The 18,762-nt window shown below is 65.0% G+C and carries 20 protein-coding genes; 15 read left to right on the top strand and 5 right to left on the bottom strand.

Annotated elements, in window-relative coordinates; translation table 11 throughout:
* Positions 1-247: 247 nt before the first annotated feature.
* On the bottom strand, positions 248-1,315 hold the full coding sequence (locus FG91_RS06045; RefSeq protein WP_037513239.1) for a quinone-dependent dihydroorotate dehydrogenase: 1,068 nt from the start codon (positions 1,313-1,315) through the stop codon (positions 248-250).
* A gap of 93 nt (positions 1,316-1,408) precedes the next feature.
* Here FG91_RS06045 and FG91_RS06040 point away from each other — a divergent pair, with 93 nt between their 5' ends.
* The 11 genes from FG91_RS06040 to mddA all read left to right on the top strand — a co-directional run bounded on the left by FG91_RS06040 (position 1,409) and on the right by mddA (position 11,139).
* Positions 1,409-3,229, top strand: coding sequence for a DUF885 domain-containing protein (locus tag FG91_RS06040; RefSeq protein WP_037513237.1), 1,821 nt, complete (start codon positions 1,409-1,411; stop codon positions 3,227-3,229).
* A gap of 103 nt (positions 3,230-3,332) precedes the next feature.
* Entirely contained in the window at positions 3,333-4,220 is an 888-nt protein-coding gene (locus FG91_RS06035; RefSeq protein WP_037513235.1) for an AraC family transcriptional regulator, read from the top strand.
* Between the two features lie 292 nt (positions 4,221-4,512).
* Positions 4,513-5,004 carry an RrF2 family transcriptional regulator gene (locus FG91_RS06030; RefSeq protein ID WP_037513233.1) on the top strand — a complete coding sequence of 164 codons (492 nt, stop codon included), beginning with the start codon at positions 4,513-4,515 and terminating at the stop codon, positions 5,002-5,004.
* 5 nt (positions 5,005-5,009) lie between these two features.
* The gene (sufB, locus tag FG91_RS06025; RefSeq protein WP_037513231.1) at positions 5,010-6,497 is read left to right on the top strand and encodes a Fe-S cluster assembly protein SufB; all 1,488 of its coding nucleotides are present in this window, start codon (positions 5,010-5,012) and stop codon (positions 6,495-6,497) included.
* On the top strand, positions 6,494-6,847 hold the full coding sequence (locus FG91_RS06020; protein ID WP_037513229.1) for a hypothetical protein: 354 nt from the start codon (positions 6,494-6,496) through the stop codon (positions 6,845-6,847). The genes sufB and FG91_RS06020 overlap by 4 nt, the downstream gene beginning before the upstream one ends.
* Before the next feature lie 17 nt (positions 6,848-6,864).
* Positions 6,865-7,608: a Fe-S cluster assembly ATPase SufC gene (gene sufC / locus FG91_RS06015; RefSeq protein WP_037513227.1), complete on the top strand. Its 744-nt coding sequence runs from the start codon at positions 6,865-6,867 to the stop codon at positions 7,606-7,608.
* Entirely contained in the window at positions 7,605-8,336 is a 732-nt protein-coding gene (locus tag FG91_RS06010) for a SufD family Fe-S cluster assembly protein (RefSeq protein ID WP_037513225.1), read from the top strand. The genes sufC and FG91_RS06010 overlap by 4 nt, the downstream gene beginning before the upstream one ends.
* Positions 8,333-9,514 (top strand): aminotransferase class V-fold PLP-dependent enzyme, encoded by a 1,182-nt coding sequence (locus FG91_RS06005; RefSeq protein ID WP_037513222.1) that lies wholly within the window; start codon positions 8,333-8,335, stop codon positions 9,512-9,514. The genes FG91_RS06010 and FG91_RS06005 overlap by 4 nt, the downstream gene beginning before the upstream one ends.
* Positions 9,511-9,981 (top strand): SUF system Fe-S cluster assembly protein, encoded by a 471-nt coding sequence (locus FG91_RS06000; protein ID WP_037513220.1) that lies wholly within the window; start codon positions 9,511-9,513, stop codon positions 9,979-9,981. Before FG91_RS06005 ends, FG91_RS06000 begins: the two co-directional genes overlap by 4 nt.
* The gene (locus FG91_RS05995; protein ID WP_037513324.1) at positions 9,981-10,337 is read left to right on the top strand and encodes a HesB/IscA family protein; all 357 of its coding nucleotides are present in this window, start codon (positions 9,981-9,983) and stop codon (positions 10,335-10,337) included. The genes FG91_RS06000 and FG91_RS05995 overlap by 1 nt, the downstream gene beginning before the upstream one ends.
* Before the next feature lie 58 nt (positions 10,338-10,395).
* Complete coding sequence (mddA, locus tag FG91_RS05990; RefSeq protein ID WP_037513218.1) at positions 10,396-11,139, top strand: methanethiol S-methyltransferase; 744 nt, start codon at positions 10,396-10,398, stop codon at positions 11,137-11,139.
* Here the strand turns inward: mddA and FG91_RS05985 are convergent.
* Positions 11,136-11,852 carry an extensin-like domain-containing protein gene (locus FG91_RS05985; protein ID WP_037513217.1) on the bottom strand — a complete coding sequence of 239 codons (717 nt, stop codon included), beginning with the start codon at positions 11,850-11,852 and terminating at the stop codon, positions 11,136-11,138. The genes mddA and FG91_RS05985 overlap by 4 nt on opposite strands.
* Before the next feature lie 67 nt (positions 11,853-11,919).
* Between FG91_RS05985 and FG91_RS05980 the strand changes: the two genes are divergently transcribed.
* Complete coding sequence (locus FG91_RS05980; protein WP_037513215.1) at positions 11,920-13,464, top strand: tryptophan halogenase family protein; 1,545 nt, start codon at positions 11,920-11,922, stop codon at positions 13,462-13,464.
* Between the two features lie 2 nt (positions 13,465-13,466).
* On the opposite strand, the gene FG91_RS05975 is transcribed toward FG91_RS05980, so the two are convergent.
* Positions 13,467-14,855, bottom strand: a complete 1,389-nt coding sequence (locus FG91_RS05975; RefSeq protein WP_052187346.1) for a cation:proton antiporter — start codon at positions 14,853-14,855, stop codon at positions 13,467-13,469.
* 247 nt (positions 14,856-15,102) lie between these two features.
* Between FG91_RS05975 and FG91_RS05970 the strand changes: the two genes are divergently transcribed.
* Both FG91_RS05970 and FG91_RS05965 read left to right on the top strand, forming a co-directional pair.
* Positions 15,103-15,342 carry a type II toxin-antitoxin system prevent-host-death family antitoxin gene (locus FG91_RS05970; RefSeq protein WP_037513213.1) on the top strand — a complete coding sequence of 80 codons (240 nt, stop codon included), beginning with the start codon at positions 15,103-15,105 and terminating at the stop codon, positions 15,340-15,342.
* Positions 15,342-15,836, top strand: coding sequence for a PIN domain-containing protein (locus FG91_RS05965; protein ID WP_037513211.1), 495 nt, complete (start codon positions 15,342-15,344; stop codon positions 15,834-15,836). The genes FG91_RS05970 and FG91_RS05965 overlap by 1 nt, the downstream gene beginning before the upstream one ends.
* 48 nt (positions 15,837-15,884) lie before the next feature.
* On the opposite strand, the gene FG91_RS21675 is transcribed toward FG91_RS05965, so the two are convergent.
* Both FG91_RS21675 and FG91_RS05960 read right to left on the bottom strand, forming a co-directional pair.
* Entirely contained in the window at positions 15,885-16,199 is a 315-nt protein-coding gene (locus tag FG91_RS21675; RefSeq protein ID WP_152568009.1) for a hypothetical protein, read from the bottom strand.
* An 82-nt stretch (positions 16,200-16,281) separates the two neighbouring features.
* Positions 16,282-17,685 (bottom strand): cytochrome P450, encoded by a 1,404-nt coding sequence (locus tag FG91_RS05960; protein ID WP_037513210.1) that lies wholly within the window; start codon positions 17,683-17,685, stop codon positions 16,282-16,284.
* Positions 17,686-17,857: 172 nt separating this feature from the next.
* Here FG91_RS05960 and FG91_RS05955 point away from each other — a divergent pair, with 172 nt between their 5' ends.
* Positions 17,858-18,760 (top strand): peptidase, encoded by a 903-nt coding sequence (locus FG91_RS05955; RefSeq protein ID WP_200878408.1) that lies wholly within the window; start codon positions 17,858-17,860, stop codon positions 18,758-18,760.
* The last annotated feature ends 2 nt before the right edge of the window (positions 18,761-18,762 follow it).

Below are 18,762 nucleotides of genomic sequence, written 5' to 3'. Positions count from 1 at the left end.
GGGGTGACGCCCGGGGGGGGCGCGGGCCACGAGACGGTGACGCAAAGAGGGGCGGCGGCGGGAGGGATTTGTTCAACATGGGCGCGACAGTGGCGCGGAGGTCGAGGTAGCGCAACCCTTGTTCCCCTCCCGCTTGCGGGAGGGGTTAGGGGTGGGCAGCGGCGGTGGCATCAACCCACCCCGCTGCGACTAGCGAGCAAGCTCGCAAGTGTCGCTGCCCCTCCCGCAAGCGGGAGGGGAGGACAGCTTATTCCGTCCCCACCGCGTCCGACACGCGCGCGAAGCCGTCGCGCGCCGCGAGCTTTTCGAGGCCATGCGCGATCCGGCCCGCGAGGCCGGGGCCTTCATAGACCATCGCCGAATAGATCTGGACCAGGCTGGCGCCCGCGCGGATGCGTTCCCACGCCTGTTCGGGCGAGGCAATCCCTCCCGCCGCGACGAGCGGGAGCTTGCCGCCGCTCGCGCTGCGGAAATCCCGAACGCGTTGCAGCGCCAGTCCGGCGAGCGGGGCGCCCGAGAGGCCGCCCGCTTCCTCGGCATGGCGCGATGCGAGCGCGGGACGCACGATCGTGGTGTTCGAGACGATCACCGCGGCGAGCCCCTTGTCGAACGCGACGGCGACGATGTCGTCGATGTCGGCGGGTTCGAGATCGGGCGCGACTTTCAGAAAGACGGGTTTTGGCGCGTCCGCGGGCTGCGCGGCGGCAACGCCGTCAAGCAAGGCCTCAAGCGCCCCCTTGTCCTGCAAGGCACGAAGACCGGGCGTGTTCGGCGAGCTGATATTGACCGTCAGATAATCGGCCAGCGGCGCCATCGCCGCGGTGCCCTTCGCATAGTCGGCGATGCGGTCGGCGCTGTCCTTGTTCGCGCCGATGTTGATGCCGAGCGGCACCGGCAGGCCATAACGGCGCAGGCAGGCGATGCGCTCGGCCGCCTTTTCCTGCCCGCCATTGTTGAAGCCCATGCGGTTGATCACCGCCCGATCCTCGACGAGGCGGAACAGGCGCGGGCGCGGGTTGCCCTCCTGCGGCAACGGGGTCAGCGTGCCGACCTCGACGAAGCCGAAGCCGAAATGCGGCATCACATGCGCGACGCGCGCATCCTTGTCGAAGCCGGGTGCGAGGCCGACGGGGTTCGGGAATTTGAGCCCCGCGAGCTCGGTCGCGAGCGCCGGACTGGTGAGCGCATGGCGCGCGCGCGGCAACGGCTGGAGCGCGCTGAGCGTGAGGTTGTGCGCGGCCTCGCCATCGGTGGCGTGGACGATCGGGCGGACGAGCGCGTAAGCGCTATCGGTGAGCGAGGCGAAAAGCGACATGGCCCGCCATTGCGCCGAGCCGGGGCCTATGGCAAGCCCCGCCTCGACTATTGGCGGGACCAGCAAAGTCATCGGAAAAACCGGGAGAAATTCGTGTCGCACCTTCGCATAATCGCTCGCCTGTCCACCGGGCTCGCCCTGCTCGCCGTCGCGGGCTGCGCCCCGGCCGCCGTACAGGAAGCGCCCGCCACTGTAGCCGCTACGCCGGTTCCCGAAGCCGCTCCCGCCGGCGCTAACCTTGCGCAATTCTTTGAAAATTACGACGCGGCGCAGCTCTCGCTGAGCCCGCAGGGCAAGGCGTATCGCGGCATTCGCGATGCCGATTACGGCCGCTGGGACGACGTCAGCGACGAGGCCGAGGTTGCCAGCCACAAGCTGCGACAGGCCACCGCCGCCGCGATGCGCGAAAGCTTCGCCCCCAAGGCGCTGAGTGTCGACGAAGCGCTGTCGTTCGAGCTGTTCAACGCGCAGGCGGCGCGCGCCGACCGGCTGTTCCCGTTCCGGGGCCACGGCTATATCTTCGACCAGATGAACGGCGAGCAGAGCCAGCTCCCCGCTTTCCTGATCAACATCCACCGCGTCGCCAGCGTCGCCGAGGCCGAAGCCTATGTCGAGCGCATCCGCGGGCTCGGCCCGATCCTCGACGCGCTGTCGGCGCAGTCGGCCGAGCGCGCGAAGAAGGGCATCCAGCCGCCGAAATGGGTCTATGCCTATCTGATCTCCGACATCGGCAATTTGCAGAAGCCCGACAATGCGGTGGTCGAGGATATCACGGCGAAGGTCGGCAAGCTTGCCATCGACGCGACCGAGAAAGCACGGCTGATCGCATCGGCCAAGGCGGCGTGGAGCGAAAGCGCAGGCCCCGCCTATGGCCGCCTGCTCGCCGAGATGAAGCGCCAGCAGGCGAGCGCGCCGACGCAGGACGGCGTGTGGCGCCTGCCCGACGGCAAGGCCTATTATGAGGCGCTGCTCGCCAATTACACGACCACCGACATGACTGCGACGCAGATCCACGACCTTGGCTTGTCCGAGGTCGCGCGCATCCATGGCGAGATGAAGACGATCATGGCGAAGGTCGGCTTCAAGGGCACGCTGCAGCAATTCTTCGCGCACCTGCGCACGAGCCCGCAATATTATTACACGACCCGCGAAGCCTATCTGGCCGACGTCGACGCCAAGGTGAAGGCGATGGAAGCGCGCTTGCCCGCCTTTTTCAACACGCTGCCCAAGGCGCATCTGCAGGTGAAGGCAGTCGAGGCGTTCCGCGAGAAATCGGCGGGCAAGGCCTTTTACCAGTCGCCCTCGCCCGACGGGTCGCGGCCGGGCACCTATTATGTGAACCTCTATGACCTGAAAGACATGTCGAAGACCGAGCTCGAGGCGCTCGCCTATCATGAGGGCGTTCCGGGGCATCATTTGCAGCGCGCGGTGCAGACCGAGCTGACCGGGCTGCCGCCCTTCCGCCGCTTCGGCGGCTTTACCGCCTATACCGAAGGCTGGGGCCTTTATACCGAGGAGCTCGCCAAGGATATGGGCTTTTACACCGATCCGTACAGCGATTTCGGGCGGCTTGGCATGGAGCTGTGGCGCGCGTGTCGGCTGGTCGTCGACACCGGCATCCACGACAAGCGCTGGACCCGCGAGCAGGCGATCCAGTACCTCAAGGACAATACGCCCAATCCGCAGGGCGACATCGAAAAGGCGATCGAGCGCTATATCGTCTATCCGGGACAGGCGACCGCCTATCTGATCGGCAAGCTCAAGATCATGGAGCTGCGCGGCCGCGCGCAGGCGGCGCTCGGGGACAAGTTCGATTTCCGCACCTTCCACGACGTCGTGCTCGAATCGGGCCCGGTGCCGCTCGATGTGCTCGAACGGCGCGTCGATGTATGGATCGCGGCGCAGAAGGGTTAAGATAATTGACGATTGGCGCTTGACGCGCGGGGCCGAAACGCAAATGGTTTGATCCAGAAAAACAAGGCGGCCGGGTCACGGTTGCCAAAGGTCTGGGTCTGTCATGTCGGATATTTCTTCCTCGCCCGCGGGCGTGGACGGTAGCGCGCCGTTCGAACTGCACTATTTCCCGCCCGATCCCGATCTGGCGGAGATGGTGTCGAGTTTCTATTTCGCGCGCATCAACATGCCGCTCTTCGACGAATATGAGCGCGCCGACCGCCCGCAATTCCGCTTCGTCACCAATGTCGACGGTGAATATGTTTTTGCCGACGGGCACCGGTCGGCGGTGTCGCGCGCCAACATCGTCGGGCCGACGAGCGGGCGTGTGCGCGCGATCAGCCGCGGGCCGGCGCAATTGTTCGGGTTCGGGATGCTGCCCGCGGGCTGGGCGGCGCTGATGGGCGACGATGCCGAAAAGCTGACCGACCGCGCAATGGACGCCGCTGACCTGTTCGGCCCGTGGATCGACGAGGTCGCGACCGCGCTGGAAAGTGCGGCGAGCGTCGAGGAAAAGCTGGTCATCGGCAATAATTTCGCGCGCGAGGTGCTGACCCGGGGCGAGACCGCGCCCATGTGGTTCATCCGCACCGTCGATGGATGGCTGACCGAATCGCCCTCGCCGCAGGTTCCCGAACTGGTCGAGGCGACGGGCATGTCGATCCGGTCGGTCGAACGGATGACGAAGCATTATTACGGCCTGTCGCCGCGCATGCTCGCGCGCAAATATCGCGCGGTGCGCGCCGCGTCGGCGCTGGCGCGCGGCGAAAAACTGGACGACGCAGAACTCGGCGACGCCTTTTACGACCAGTCGCACCTGATCCGCGAGATCAAGCGTTTCGCCGGGGCGACACCCGGCCAGCTCGGCAAGCCGACCAGCTATACCGAGGCGACAACGAAGGGCCGCAAGCAGCTCGCCGGCCGGGTCAGCCCGCTCGTTTCGGAAACCTGACGCCGGAACCGGCGTTAACCTTCAAAAATTTTCTGTCCCGTCGTTTTGGCGTTTTCATCCAATCACGAATCGTCGCCCGGGCATAATCCCCCGTTGCGACCCAGAAGAGCTCATCCTCGGACGAGGACTTGAGACCTTCATCTTGGCACTCATTTGGCTTTGGCCGGATGGGTGCCTTTTTTTCTTGGCGCCCAAATAGCGCCCGTTGGTTGCGCCGCACAAAAGCCTCGCCTATATAAGTGGAGTAATTTACTCCAGTTAAGAATCGTTCGCAACTGCGACGGAAAAGAACATGCGCCTGTCGAACCTTGCCGATTATGCCGTGGTGCTGATGAGCGCCGCCGCCCGCCAATGCGGGTCGGTGCCGATTCATGCCGGCATGCTGGCCGAGCAGACGGGCATTCCGGGACCGACCGCGCAGAAGCTGGTGAGCCAGCTCGCGCGCGCCGGCCTGCTCGTCGCCTCGCGCGGCAGCGGCGGCGGGGTGCGGCTGGCGCGGCCTGCCGCGGCGATCAACGTCGCCGAGATCATCGAAGCGGTCGAAGGACCGATCGCTCTCACCGCTTGTGTCGCCGAAGGACGCCATGATTGCTCGCTCGAGGGTAGCTGCAAGGTGCAGCCGCACGTCGGCGTCGTCAACGGCGCGGTGCGCGGGGCGCTGGCCGAGATTAGTCTGGCCCGCCTGTCCGTCGCCCCCGCGAAGACGGAGGCTGCTGGAGATTCTATGCCAGCAGCGCCGAGTAAAACGATAGCGGCCCCTGCCTTCGCAGGGGCGACGAGTTAAGAGATATGACCGACAACACCGAACTCCCCGTGAAGGACCAGGCCGCGCACGACGCCGCGGCGAAGGTTGCCGATTATGAGCATGGCTGGTCCGCCGACATCGAGACCGACTTCGCGCCCAAGGGGCTGACCGAGGATACGGTCCGCTTCATTTCGGCGAAGAAGAATGAGCCCGAATGGATGCTCGACTGGCGGCTGAAGGCGTTCCGCCACTGGCAGACGATGGAGACGCCCGACTGGGCGAAGCTCAACGTGCCGCCGATCGATTATCAGGACGCCTATTATTACGCGGCGCCCAAGGCGAAGCCGAAGCTCTCCAGCCTCGACGAGGTCGATCCCGAGATTCTCGAGGTCTACAAGAAGCTCGGCATCCCGATCGAGGAGCAGAAGGTGCTCGCTGGCGTCGAGGGCGCACGCAAGGTCGCGGTCGACGCGGTGTTCGACAGCGTCAGCGTCGCGACGACTTTCCGCGAGGAACTGAAGCGCGCGGGCGTGATCTTCCTGTCGATTTCGGAAGCGATCCGCGAATATCCCGAGCTCGTGAAGAAGTGGCTCGGTAAGGTCGTGCCGATGCACGATAATTATTTCGCGACGCTCAATTGCGCGGTCTTTTCGGACGGGACGTTCGTCTATGTGCCCGAGGGGGTGCGCTGCCCGATGGAGCTCAGCACCTATTTCCGCATCAACGCCGAAAATACGGGGCAGTTCGAGCGGACTTTGATCATCGCCGACAAGGGCGCCTATGTGTCGTACCTTGAAGGCTGCACGGCGCCGATGCGCGACGAGAACCAGCTCCACGCCGCGGTGGTCGAACTGGTCGCGCTCGACGATGCCGAGATCAAATATTCGACGGTGCAGAACTGGTATCCGGGCAATGCCGAGGGGCTCGGCGGCATCTATAATTTCGTGACCAAGCGCGCGCTCTGCCAGGGCAAGCGTAGCAAGGTGTCGTGGACGCAGGTCGAGACCGGCAGCGCGATCACCTGGAAATATCCGAGCTGCGTGCTCAACGGCGACGACAGCGTTGGCGAATTCTACTCGGTCGCCGTCACCAACAATTATCAGCAGGCCGACACCGGCACCAAGATGATCCACAATGGCAAGCGCACGCGCTCGACCATCGTTTCGAAGGGGATCAGCGCGGGCAAGTCGAACAACACCTATCGCGGGCTGGTTCGCGTCGCGCCGAACGCCGAAGGCGTGCGCAACTTCACCCAGTGCGACAGCCTGCTTTTGGGCTCGCTCAGCGGCGCGCACACCGTGCCGTACATCGAGATCCGCAACCCCTCGGCGCAGGTCGAGCATGAAGCGACGACGAGCAAGATCAGCGACGACCAGCTCTTCTACGCGATGCAGCGCGGGCTGGGGCAGGAAGAGGCGGTGGCGCTGATCGTCAACGGTTTTGCCAAGGAAGTACTGCAGCAGTTGCCGATGGAATTTGCGGTCGAGGCGCAGAAGCTGCTGGGGATTTCGCTTGAGGGGAGCGTTGGATGAAGACGTTTTTTTTGACGGGTTTCACCTTTGGCGTGGCGCTGGTGTCGCAATCGGTCTTCGCCCAATCGGCGCAGCCCAATGCGATGATGCTCGCGCAAGCCAATGATCGCTGCATGACGACCTATGCGGTTCGCATGACGAAAACCGATGCGCCCGACGACAAGATTTTCGCGAGCGCGATCGAAGGCTGCAAAGACCTGAAAACCCAGCTTTATACCGCCATCGACGCGGAATATGCGGCGGCGCAAGCAAGTGACCTCAAGGCTCAGCTTGATGCACAGGCCAAGCCGAACTTTCTGAACTTGCTTCAAAAAATTCGGACGGACCGAGCTCAGCGCGCAGGCAATTGAAACGGATACGGAATAAGATGCTTAAAATTGAAAACCTCCACGCCACCGTCGGCGACAAGCCGATCCTGAAGGGCCTGTCGCTCAGCATCAACGCGGGCGAGATCCATGCGATCATGGGACCTAACGGCGCGGGCAAGTCGACGCTCTCCTATGTCCTCGGCGGGCGCCCCGGCTATGAGGTCACCGAGGGCTCGGCCACCTTCGAGGGTCAGGACCTGCTCGACATGGAGCCGCATGAGCGCGCCGCGGCGGGGCTGTTCCTGGGCTTCCAATATCCGGTCGAAATCCCCGGCGTGTCGAACGTCCAGTTCCTGCGCGAGGCGCTCAATGCACAGCGCAAGGCGCGTGGGCAGGAGCCGCTGTCGGGCGGCGAATTCCTGAAGGTGGCGCGCGAGAAGGCGGGGCTGCTCAAGATGGACATGGACATGCTCAAGCGTCCGGTGAACGTCGGCTTTTCGGGCGGCGAGAAGAAGCGCAACGAGATGGTGCAGATGGGGATCATCGACCCCCGGCTCGCGATCCTCGACGAGACGGACTCGGGCCTCGACATCGACGCGCTGCGCACCGTCGGCGACGGGATCAATTCGATCATGCGGCGCCCCGACAAGGCGGTGTTGCTGATCACGCATTACCAGCGGCTGCTCGACTATGTGCAGCCCGATTTCGTGCATGTGCTGGCGGCCGGGCGGATCGTGAAGTCGGGCGGCCCCGAACTCGCGCGCGAGCTGGAAGAACATGGCTATGCGGAGATCGCGGCTTGACCACGAGCGCCCTCCCCTCGCGGCGCGACGAAGCCTGGCGCTATAGCGACATCGATGCGGTCGCGGCGGCGTGGCCGCTGCCAGCGCCCGAGAGCATCATCGTGCCCGCGGGCGGTGATTTCCGCCGCGCGATCGTGCAGGACGAAGGCGCGATCCGCCAGATCGAGCTGGTGCTGGGCAAGGGCGCGGTCGCCGCGCTGCATGTGCTCAATATCGGCGGTGCCTATGGCCGCATCGAACTCAATGTGATCCTGCACGAAGGCGCCGACTTCCACCTCGGCGCGGCGCAAATCGGCGGCGGTGGGCAGAATCTCGAGATCGTTACCACGGTCACGCACGCCGAACCCGGCGCGACGTCGCGGCAGGTCGTGCGCTCGGTGCTCGGCGGCACCGCGACCGGCACCTATCTCGGCAAGGTCGCGGTCGCGCGCGATGCGCAGCAGACCGACAGCGAACAGGATGTGAAGGCGATGCTGCTCGATCGCAGCGCGACCGCCAACGCCAAGCCCGAACTCGAAATCTTCGCCGACGATGTGAAATGCGCGCATGGCTGCGCGATCGGCGAGCTCGATCCGATGGGGCTTTATTACCTGCAATCGCGCGGCCTGCCGCCCGGCGAGGCGAAGAAGCTGATGCTGCAGGCGTTCGTCGCGGGCGTGTTCGATGGTGCTGAAGACGAAGTGCAGTTGCAGGAGCTGGCGCTGGCGAAGCTGGGGGAATTGGTGTGAGCACCACAACCGCCCTTCGCACTTTCCCCGACGTCCGTGCCGACTTCCCCGGCCTCACCCCCGGCTGGCACTATCTCGACACCGCCGCGACCGCGCAGAAGCCGCAGGCGGTGATCGACGCGACCGTCGCCGCGATGGGCCGCGATTATGCGACCGTGCACCGCGGCGTCTATGCGCGCTCGGCCGACATGACGCTCGCCTATGAGGCGGCGCGGCGGCGGATCGCGGCGTTTATCGGCGCGCGCGAGAATGAGATCGCCTTTGTGCGCGGCGCGACCGAGGCGATCAATCTTGTCGCTTATTCGCATCCGAAGAAGGGCCGCGTGCTGCTCTCGACGCTGGAGCATCACAGTAATATCGTGCCCTGGCAGCTTGCAGGCTGGCAGGTGGACGTCTGCCCGCTGACCGAAGACGGGCGCATCGATCTCGATGCCGCCGAAAAACTGCTCACCCCCGAACACACGATGGTCGCCTTCGCGCATGTCTCAAACGTGCTCGGTAGCCCGCTCGACGTTGCGCGCGCGGCGGACCTCGCGCACCGCGTCGGTGCCGAGCTGCTGATCGACGGCTGCCAGGCCGTGCCGCGCCTGCCGGTCGATGTCGCGGCGCTCGGCTGCGACTATTATGTCTTCTCGGGGCACAAGCTTTACGGCCCCACTGGCGTCGGCGTGCTGTGGAGCGACAAGCTCGACGCGCTGCCGCCGTGGCAGGGCGGCGGGTCGATGATCGATCGAGTGACCTTTGCGAAGACAACCTATGCCCCTGCTCCCACGCGCTTCGAGGCGGGCACCCCCGCGATTATCGAGGCGATCGGGCTCGCGGCGGCGGTCGATTATGTCGAAACAATCGGCATCGACGCGATCCACGCGCATGAATGCGCGCTGGTCGGCAGCTTGCGCGAAGCGCTCGCGCGCAAGAACAGCATCACGCTGTTCGGCCCTGAAAACAGCGCCGGAATCGTGAGTTTTGCGATGGCGGGGGTTCATCCGCACGACATCGGCACTATCTTGGACGAAAGCGGGGTCGCGATCCGCGCCGGGCACCATTGCGCACAGCCGCTGATGGAGCATCTGGGGGTCGCCGCGACCGCGCGCGCGAGTTTTGGCGTTTACAGCAATGACGACGATGTGGCGGCGCTGATTGATGGCCTCGCCCGCGTCGAGAGGATTTTCGGATGAGCGAGGACCGGATGATCAAGGTCGAGGAAGTGGAAAGCGTCGAAGCACCGCCAAAAGCGCGCGTCGCGGATGTCGAGACCGCGCCCGAGAAATTGGAACGCAAGCGCGACTATCTGGAAGGATTCCTCGCGGCCAAGCCTACGGCGGTCGATCCGCATGCGGTCGGCGGCGACCTTTACGAAGCCGTGATCAATGCGCTGAAGGACATTTACGATCCGGAAATCCCGGTGAATATCTATGATCTTGGCCTGATCTACAATGTCGAGATCGACGACGGCCATGCGCTCGTCACGATGACGCTGACGACGCCGCATTGCCCGGTCGCGGAATCGATGCCAGCCGAGGTCGAACTGCGCGTCGGCGCGGTCCCCGGCGTCGGCGATGCCGAAGTCAATCTTGTCTGGGATCCGCCGTGGTCGCCGCAGAATATGAGCGACGAAGCGCGGCTCGAACTGGGGATGCTGTGATGACCGAGACCAAGACCCGCGCACGCCCCGCCGCCGTCGCCCTGACCGCCGGCGCCGAAGCGCGTATCGCGAAGCTGATGGCGGCCGCGCCCGAAGGCGCGATCGGTGTGCGCCTGTCGACGCCGCGCCGCGGCTGTTCGGGGCTTGCCTACTCGGTCGATTATGTCACCGAAGAGGTGAAGTTCGACGAGAAGATCGAGACCCCCGGCGGCGTCTTCTACATCGACGGCGCGTCGGTGCTGTACCTGATCGGCAGCACGATGGACTGGGTCGAGGATGATTTCGCCGCGGGCTTCGTGTTCGAAAATCCGAACGCCAAGGGCGCGTGCGGCTGCGGCGAAAGCTTCACGGTCTAAAGCGCGATTTTCCGCGCAAAATCTGCTATAATGCCCCCTCTGAAGCAGGGGCAGCGCAATGGTTCGTGCCTTCTATCTGGCCTATGCGGCCATATGCTACGCGATATTCTTCGCGACATTCCTGTATCTTATCGCGTTCGTCGGCAATCTTCCCGTCGTCCAGCCGACGGTCGATTTCGCACGCGCGGCGGAGCCCGCGACGGCGGTCGCGATCGACATCGCGCTGATCGCGCTGTTCGGCATCCAGCATAGCGTGATGGCGCGGCCCACGTTCAAGGCAGCGTGGACACGCATCGTCCCTGCGCCGATCGAGCGCAGCACCTATGTGCTGTTCGCCAGCCTCGCGCTGATCATACTGATGCTGTTCTGGCACCAACTGACCGCCCCGGTCTGGACCGTCACCAATCCCCTGCGCGCCGCGATCCTGTGGGCGTTGTTCGGGCTCGGCTGGCTGATCGTCCTCGCCAGCACCTTCCTGATCAATCATTTCGAGCTGTTCGGGCTGCAGCAGGCGTGGTTCGCGCTGCGCGAAAAGGCGGCGGCACCGCCGGTGCTGCGTCAGCCGCTCTTCTACAAATTCGTCCGCCATCCGCTCTACGCGGGCTTCTTCCTCGCCTTTTGGGCGACGCCCGCGATGACCGCGGGGCATCTGCTGCTCGCCGTGGGCCTGTCGATCTATATGCTGATCGCGATCCGGCTGGAGGAGCGCAACCTGATCGACACCTTCGGCGCCGACTATGTCGCGTATCGCGAGACGACGCCGATGCTTGTGCCGGGCACCGGCGGGCGGCGGCGCGCCTAGCGGCAGACGGTCCAGCCCGCCGTCCGCGCCGCCATGTCGATATGGAAATGGTCGGCGTGCGCGCGATTATAGTCGGGCGACAGGATCGTGCTGAACAGCCCGCAGCTCTCATTGCGAACCTCGTGCAGAAACTCGCTGCGCTTGTCGCCAGGGGTCCAGTCGTTGATCAGCGAAATGCGCGTGCCGTCGGCGAGGACAAAGGCCGAAATGTCGATCGCATTGGCGGTCGAATGCTGGCTCTGGTTTGGCTGCCCCGCGATCTTGCGGCAATTATAGCTGCCAAGATTTTCGAGTTCGACGACCTTTTGCCCGAAATGCTTGCGCGCGAGCGGCTGAACGACGTCGCGGTTCCACAGCGCCATCGCCGCGGTCACCGCGCAGCCCGGCGCGACATTCGCGGGGCGCATCGTCGGCACGAAACGGTCGCCGGTCAGGATCATGCGCTGGCTCGCGCGGCACGCGCCGGTGCCGATCGCCGGCCGCCGGAGATAGCCCGCTTCCGCGCGGTCGAAGGCAGCGAAGCAGGCGCTGTCGTCACCCGCGAGCGCCACCAGCTTTCGGTTCGTCGCCCAGCCCTGTGGGTGCGACAGTTCGAAGGGCGTGCCGGGGATATGCTCGGGATGATCGCGCACCCACTGCATGCCGAGGATCGCGCCGATGGTCAGCAGCACCGCAACGGCGAACCAGATCAGATAGGGGCGGAGAGTCTTCATCGTGTCCGTTGTGCGTGCCGCAAATTACCGCTTGTTGAAAGCGCTTTGCGGCTCGATAGCGTTCCGGGTGGCAAAACGCTCGATCCTGATCGTCGGCGGCGGCACCGCGGGATGGCTCACCGCCGCCTATCTCGCGCGCTTTTTCGATCTGCCGCGCAATCCGCGGCTGTCGATCACCTTGCTGGCGTCGGACGAGATCGGCAGCATTGGGGTCGGCGAAGGCGCCTTTCCGACGATCCGCAATACGCTGCAATTCATCGGCATCGACGAAAGCGCGTTCGTGCGGGCGACCTCGGCGACGTTCAAGCAGGGCATCCGCTTCGACGACTGGGTGCGCACGCCCGCAGATGGCCGGTCGAGCCATTATCTGCACCCGTTCGAGGCGCCCTATCATGGAGACGGCTACAGCCTCGTCTCCTATTGGCTGCTCCAGAATGAGGCGACGCGGCGGCCGTTCGCCGAGGCGATGACGATCCAGAACCGCGTCGCCGAGGCGCAGCGCGCGCCGAAGCGCCCCGGCGAGGGCGAATTCACCGGCCCGCTGAACTATGCCTATCATTTCGACGCCGCGAGGCTCGCGGAGGTATTGTCGGCAGAGGCGCGCGCGATGGGCGTTACGCACCTCAGCGGCACGCTGACCGGGGTCGGGCTCGATGCAACGAGCGGCGCGATCGACCATGTCGTGACGGCCGAGCATGGGACGCTGGCCGCCGACCTCTATATCGACTGTTCGGGTTTCCGCGCCGAGCTGATCGGCGGCGCGTTGCAATCGCCGTTCAAGGGCGTGAAGCATCAGCTGTTCACCGACCGCGCGCTTGCGTGCAAGCTGCCCTATGAGCGCCCCGACGTGCCGATCGAAAGCTATACGATCGCGGCGGCGCACGAAGCGGGGTGGACGTGGGACATCGGGCTGGCCGGTGCGCGCGGCATCGGCTGCGTCTATTCGAGCGACCATATGGGCGACGACCGCGCCGCCGAAATCCTCGCCGCCTATACCGGCGGGCGGAGCCATGACGTCAATGTCCGCTCGATCCCGTTCGAGGCGGGCTATCGCCCCGCGTCATGGGTGAAGAATTGCGTCGCGGTAGGACTGTCGGGCGGCTTCCTCGAACCGCTCGAATCGACCGGCCTCGTGATGATCGAGACCGCGGCGGCGATGATCGCCGAGATGTTCCCGCTGGCCGGCCCCGTCGGCGCGCCCGCGCGGCGCTTCAACGATCTGATGGCGGCGCGCTACGACAACACGATCAATTTCCTGAAGCTTCATTATTGCCTGAGCCAGCGGAAGGAAGCCTTTTGGCGCGACAATGGCGACCCGGCGTCGATCCCCGACCGGTTGAAGGAATTGCTCGAGGAATGGCGCTATCGCCCGCCGGGGCGCTTCGACTTCATCCTCGACCTCGAAAGCTTCGCCTTCTTCAATTACCAGTATATCCTCTATGGCATGGAATATCGCACCGACCTGTCGCCGGTGCGCGAGGAATTTCCCGACACCGCCGAGGCCGAGCGCATCTTTGCGCGGATCAAAAGCTTTGGCGACCGCGCCGCGAGCGAGCTGCCCGCGCACCGCGCGATGATCGACCAGATCAACGCGGGTGCGGCCTACGCCTGACCTCAGACAGGCTTGGCGGCCAGCCGTTCGACAGGCTGCGCCCCGTCCGGCTCGTCGGTGCCGAGCTGGCCGAGTTCGCCCGTCTCGCGCGCCTTGCGGCCATAGACGAATTCGAACAAAGGCCCCGCCATCACCGTGGTGATGATCGCCATCAGCACCATCATCGAAAAGAGCGTCGGCCCGATGATGCCCTTCTGAAGCCCGATGTTGATGATGATCAGCTCCATCAGCCCGCGCGCATTCATCAGCGCGCCGATGCCGAGCGCGGTGCGATTGTCCTCACCCGCGAGCCGCGCCGCGAGCCAGCACGCGCCGAACTTCGCCGCGATCGAGACGAGCAATATGCCGAGCGCGAGCGCGAGCAGGGTCAGGCTGTTCACCGTGTCGAGCCGTGTGTTGAGCCCCGAATAGGTGAAGAAGACCGGGACGAGCAGGATGGTGATCGGGCTGATCTTGCGCTTGATCTCCTCGGTCAGCTTGCCGCGCGGCATGCAGACGCCGAGGATGAAGCCGCCGAACACCGCATGGATGCCCGCGGCGTCCATGACGAAGGCGCAGAGCGCGAAGAGCATCAGGACGACCGACAGCATTGTGTCGCTCATCTCGCCGCGTTCCTCGACGATGCGGCCGAGCGGGACGAGCAATTTGCGCCCGATGAAGAACATGAACAGCGCGAAGCTGAGCCCGCCGATAATCGCGATCAGCGCCACGCCGGGACCACCGCCGAAGGTCGCGAGCACGATCGCGAGCACGCACCACGACACCGCATCGTCGAACGCGCCCGCGGTGAGCGTGAGCGTGCCGAGCGCGGTGTTCGCGAGGCCGCGTTCGTTGATGATGCGCGCGAGCATCGGGAAGGCGGTCAGCGCGATGCACGCGCCCATGAACAAGGTCGCGCTGCCCTGGCTCAGCCCTTCGGTGAAGAGGCCCGGGACATCGAGCAGGAACGGCGTGATGAGCGCAGCGAACAGGAAGGGCGCGACGATGCCCGCCGCCGACACGCCCATCGCGCTCTTCGCCTTCGACTGGAAATGGTCGAGGCGGAGCGTGGTGCCGACGAGGAACATGTACAGGCCCACCCCGACCTGCGCGCAGACGTAGAGGATGCTCCGCGTTTCCTTGGGGAAGAGCGCCGCCTGAAATTCGGGGAAGAAGAGGCCGAACAGCGAGGGGCCGAGGAGGACGCCGGCGATCATTTCGCCAACGACCTGCGGCTGCCCCATGAATTTCTTCGCGGCCCAGCCGACGGCGCGGCAGACGATCAGGATCACCGCGATCTGGAGGAAGAAATGAATGCTGAAATCGGTCGGCGTATAGCTCGCCGCGGAATTGACCGCGGGGCCGTGCGCGCCGAGCACGTCGCCGACCGCGCGGAGCAGTTCATCGAACATATTGGATACCAATTTCCCTCTCCCACCGTGGCGCCCGCGATCTGTATGCCGCCGCGATCCGCCTGTTCCGGGCATCAGGAGACATGAAAGCGCAGCGCGCGCAATGCCGGCCCGCCATTGGGCGCGCCCGCCCCTGTCGATTTCCGGCGCGGAGATCATTTTTGTTGCGGGCCGGTCACAGTGTAGTAACATACCTACATGTGAACGATCACAATCTGCCATGATTTTGCATCAGCGAGGGGTGGTCATGAAGCGCGTCACGAGCCGCGAACTCAATCAGGATGTCAGCCGCGCGAAGCGATTCGCGCTTGTCGAACCGGTGTTCGTCACCGACCGTGGGCGGCCCACGCACGTGCTGATCAGCATCGACGCCTGGCGCCAACTCAGCGGCGAGCGCGAGAATATGGCGCAGTTGCTCGCCGCCCCGCCCGGTGACATCGCGCTTGATCGCGCGCTCCTGCGCAAGGCGCTGGACGGGCGCGGCTGATGTTCCTGCTCGACGCCGAAATATTGTTCGACCTGCGCCACGCCCGCGCCGACGGCGACGGCGCCGCGCTCGCCGGATGGGCGCAGCGCACCTCGCGGCAATCGATGTTCGTGTCGGCGCTCTCGCTCGTCGAGCTGGAAAATGCCGCCGCGCTCGCGGCGAAGCAAAGCAAGGCGGCGGGCGCCGCATGGCGCGACTGGATCGACGGGCAAGTGCTGCCCGCGTTCGAGGGCCGCGTCCTGCCGGTCGACGTGACCATCGCGCGCCGCCGCGCCGCACTCGCGCTTGACAGCGACCGCGACGCGCTCCTCGCCGCGACCGCGCTCGAACATGGGCTGGCCTTCGTCACCTATCGCGGCGCGGCGTTTCGCGGCGCACGGCTGAAGCTGCTCGACCCCAGCCGCATCGCCGCCGATGCGGGCGAAGATGGCGACTGGCGCGAAGCGACGCGCGCACGGTCGCCGTGGATCCGGAGCCTGTTTATTCGGGGGTGAGCGTCAGGGAGTGGCGGCTAACGACCAGTTGCAGACGTTTGCAGATAATTATGCTTGGGGTGGAGGGCTCCGCCGGAGCTCAGTCTGTCTGCAAGTTTTGACATATGCATCAAGCGTATCGCTGCCGAGTATTTCCCATATCGCAGGAACGTCGGAAGCTTCGAGCGCGGCGTCGATTCGCTTGCTCGGCACGTTTGAGAGCGTCTTCACGCCGCAAGTGACATAGTCTTCACGCCGTTCTTTGGAGACACCCGCCCCGCCTTCGTTTGCTAACCTGATCGCCAGCGTGGTCACGGCATCGCTATTTGACGAACAAGCGGTCAGGTAGGCCAGCATTGTTATCGTGAAATACCTGGTCATCATCGATCCCCGCCATGCATATCTAAAATACATGTAGGGGATGGGGTGTCCGCTCACTACCCCTAAGCTGACAAACACCGCCCCGTTACAACGGGACAAAGCTCACCGTCAGCCCGTCCTTCGGCCGCGGGATCGGCAGCACCTGCCATTCGGGCGCATAGCCGTCGGCGACGGTGATCCGGTGCGTCGTGATGACGTGGTGGAAGAAGATCTTCGCCTGCATGTACGCGAAGTGCAGCCCGAGGCACATATGCGCGCCGCCGCCGAAGGGCACCCACGCATATTTGTGCCGCTCGCGCGCGACTTCGGGCGAAAAGCGCATCGGGTCGAACTTTTGGGGCTCGGGCCAATGCTCCTCCATCATATGCGTGAAGGCGGGGCTGACGCCGACCGAGGTGCCCGCGGGAATGCGGTAGCCGCCATATTCGAAATCCTTGAGCGCGCGGCGCGGGAAGCTTGGCACCGGGGGCACGAGGCGGAGGGCTTCCTTGAACGCCCATTCGGTCATTTCGAGCTGGCCGAGGCTGTTGTGCCCGACGCCCTCGCCCGCCGGCGCGACCGCGAGCATTTCCTCGCGCAATTTGTCCTGCCATTCGGGGTTGCGCGCGAGTTCCCAGACGAGCGTCGTGATCGAGCTGGTGATCGTGTCGTGCGCCGCCATCATCAGGAAGTTCATATGGTCGACGATCGCCTCGACCGACATATATTCATCGTCGTCGTCGCGCGTGCGGCAGATCTGGCTGAACATGTCCTCGCCCGTGCCCTCGCGCCGTTCGGGCACCATCTTGCCGAAATAATCGACCAGATAGGCGCGCCCTTTCGCGCCGCGGCCCATCGCGGTGAAGGGCAAGGGCACGCGCACGACGCCGATCGACGCCTGCACCATGTCGACGAACGCCTTGTTGACCTTGTCGGCCTCGGGACCCCAGGGGATGCCGAGGAAGCTGGTCGCGGCGAGGTCGAGCGTCAGTTCCTTGATCGCCGGATAGAATTTGAAGGTCTTGCCGCTCCACTGGCCGATGCGATCGCGGATCCCTTCGTTCAGCGAATCGGCATAATGGCGCATCGGTTCGGGCTTGAAGGCGACCGACAATATCTTGCGGTCGGCGCGATGCTTTTCGAAATCCATCAGCATCAGCCCGCGCGGGAACAGCAGGTTGAGCACCGGTCCCCAGCCCTGTTCGGACGAGAAGATTTTCTCGCGATCGAACATCACGAGTTCGTTCGCCTCGGGCCCGTGGAGCGCGACGCTGCGCCCGCCGAAGCTGTTGTTGCGATAGACGCGGCCATATTTGGCGACCATGCGGCGGGTGAAGGCGGGATAATCGCCGAGCTGTTCGAGCGTGTTGCCGATGATCGGCATGCCGTCCTCGCCCGGAATATGATCGATCGCGCTGTCGGGATTGCGCGGCAGCCAGTGCCGCGTCTCGGGGCCGAAGCGCTTTTCGGACCAGTTTTTCGTCTGCTGAATATTCGCGGGCGCGTTCATCGGGTCGATCCTCGTCCATTCTGCTTTGTCCCGATGCGTAACGGACTACTGACACTGATGCAAGTAACGCTTTGGCGGGTGCGGGACAGCATTCACCGCAAATTCAACTCGACTCGTGCAATCCAGCGCCCAAGGTGACGGGTCGCAACCGTTGGACCCAAAGGACAAAGCTATGGCGAAGAGTTTGAAGCGCCCCCTCTCCATCGCGCTCGGCGTTCTCGCGACGACGACGCTTGGTGGTTGCTATTATGGCGATGTCTATGGAGCGAGCTATGCGTCGGGCGGCGATTGCTCGTCGCGCTATGGCAACGCCTATTATGATTATGACGGCTATGCCTATGACGATGGCTATGGTTACGACTGCTACGATGGCGCCGATTATGGCAGCGGCTTCGCGCAGATCGGCTTCGGCGGCGGCTGGTACGACGATTATTATTACCCCGGCTATGGCATGTGGATGTTCGACAATTACCGCAACCGCTACCCGCTGCGCGACCGCTATCTGAACTATTGGGGCGGGCGCCGCGCCTGGTGGAAGCATCATGGCGGGCGCGGTGACGGAAAGCCCGGCCGCCCAGGCTGGAATCGCGGCGATCACGACGGACGTCCGGGCGATGGTCGCCCGGGCCGACCCGGCGGCTGGAACCGGGGCGACCGTGACCATGACGGTCCGCGCGGCACGCGCCCGGGCCGAGGTCGCGGCGATGGCAACCCCGGCACGCCTCCCGGAGCCGACAATCCCGGACGCCCCGACTGGGGTGCAGGCCGCCCGCGCCCGCCGCGGAGCGAAGGAACCGCCGGTCGTCCGCGTCCGGTCCGCAACCTGCCCGCGACCGAGCCCGGCGAGATGTTTTCGACGCCGCGCGGCGATCGGGGGGGCGGACGCCCGCAACGGATGCGGCCCGCACCGTCGGCGATGCCCGACCGCGCCCCGCGCGCCGAACGGCCCGCGCCCGCCTATCGCCCGCCCGAGCCGCAGTCGGCCCCGGTGGTTCGCAGCGCACCCGAACCGAGACCTGCTCCGGCGGCGGGGCGCGCACGCAGCGACCGCGGCAACGACGCGCGGCCCGACTGACG

The sequence above is a fragment of the Sphingopyxis sp. LC81 genome (assembly GCF_000756375.1).
Classification (GTDB): domain Bacteria; phylum Pseudomonadota; class Alphaproteobacteria; order Sphingomonadales; family Sphingomonadaceae; genus Sphingopyxis.
The sequence above is the reverse complement of the archived record's forward strand: the minus strand, read 5'-3'. Positions and strand labels throughout refer to the sequence as shown.

Coding starts and splice junctions, on each gene's coding strand:
- sufC (WP_037513227.1), top strand. CDS start 6,865: ATGCTTAAAATTGAAAACCTCCACGCCACCGTCGGCGACAAGCCGATC.
- FG91_RS05985 (WP_037513217.1), bottom strand. CDS start 11,852: ATGAAGACTCTCCGCCCCTATCTGATCTGGTTCGCCGTTGCGGTGCTG.
- FG91_RS06020 (WP_037513229.1), top strand. CDS start 6,494: ATGAAGACGTTTTTTTTGACGGGTTTCACCTTTGGCGTGGCGCTGGTG.
- FG91_RS05965 (WP_037513211.1), top strand. CDS start 15,342: ATGTTCCTGCTCGACGCCGAAATATTGTTCGACCTGCGCCACGCCCGC.
- FG91_RS06030 (WP_037513233.1), top strand. CDS start 4,513: ATGCGCCTGTCGAACCTTGCCGATTATGCCGTGGTGCTGATGAGCGCC.
- FG91_RS05995 (WP_037513324.1), top strand. CDS start 9,981: ATGACCGAGACCAAGACCCGCGCACGCCCCGCCGCCGTCGCCCTGACC.
- FG91_RS05970 (WP_037513213.1), top strand. CDS start 15,103: ATGAAGCGCGTCACGAGCCGCGAACTCAATCAGGATGTCAGCCGCGCG.
- sufB (WP_037513231.1), top strand. CDS start 5,010: ATGACCGACAACACCGAACTCCCCGTGAAGGACCAGGCCGCGCACGAC.
- mddA (WP_037513218.1), top strand. CDS start 10,396: ATGGTTCGTGCCTTCTATCTGGCCTATGCGGCCATATGCTACGCGATA.
- FG91_RS06045 (WP_037513239.1), bottom strand. CDS start 1,315: ATGTCGCTTTTCGCCTCGCTCACCGATAGCGCTTACGCGCTCGTCCGC.
- FG91_RS06000 (WP_037513220.1), top strand. CDS start 9,511: ATGAGCGAGGACCGGATGATCAAGGTCGAGGAAGTGGAAAGCGTCGAA.
- FG91_RS21675 (WP_152568009.1), bottom strand. CDS start 16,199: ATGATGACCAGGTATTTCACGATAACAATGCTGGCCTACCTGACCGCT.
- FG91_RS05955 (WP_200878408.1), top strand. CDS start 17,858: ATGGCGAAGAGTTTGAAGCGCCCCCTCTCCATCGCGCTCGGCGTTCTC.
- FG91_RS05975 (WP_052187346.1), bottom strand. CDS start 14,855: ATGTTCGATGAACTGCTCCGCGCGGTCGGCGACGTGCTCGGCGCGCAC.
- FG91_RS06035 (WP_037513235.1), top strand. CDS start 3,333: ATGTCGGATATTTCTTCCTCGCCCGCGGGCGTGGACGGTAGCGCGCCG.
- FG91_RS05960 (WP_037513210.1), bottom strand. CDS start 17,685: ATGAACGCGCCCGCGAATATTCAGCAGACGAAAAACTGGTCCGAAAAG.